The sequence below is a fragment of the Verminephrobacter aporrectodeae subsp. tuberculatae At4 genome (genome assembly GCF_000193225.1).
GTDB classification, from domain to species: domain Bacteria; phylum Pseudomonadota; class Gammaproteobacteria; order Burkholderiales; family Burkholderiaceae_C; genus Acidovorax; species Acidovorax aporrectodeae.
The window spans coordinates 1-252 of sequence record NZ_AFAL01000316.1; the positions used below are offsets into that span (position 1 = coordinate 1).

General features: G+C 66.7%; 1 protein-coding gene. It reads right to left on the reverse strand.

Annotated elements, in window-relative coordinates:
• Positions 1 to 110 (reverse strand): GTPase (locus tag VTU_RS31235; protein WP_010102485.1); only part of this gene is annotated, 110 nt, incomplete at its 3' end.
• Positions 111 to 252: the final 142 nt, after the last annotated feature.

The window sequence follows — 252 nt, forward strand, 5'->3', positions numbered from 1 at the left end:
ATGGTGCAAAAGGGATAGTTTTCGGCGGCGATGCCGGCCCGGGTCAGCGCGTTGAAAAGGGTGGACTTGCCAACGTTGGGCAGGCCCACGATGCCGCATTGGAGGCTCATGAAAGGGCTTTCTGGAATTCGGTTTCGCAAGACGGGCCGCCGATTCTACGGGCCCGCAACGCCCTGCCCCGGCCCGCGCGCAGGCGTGCCGGCTCAACCAAAGTCCAGGTCGGCCGCCACCGGCTGCCCCACGCGCAGCGTC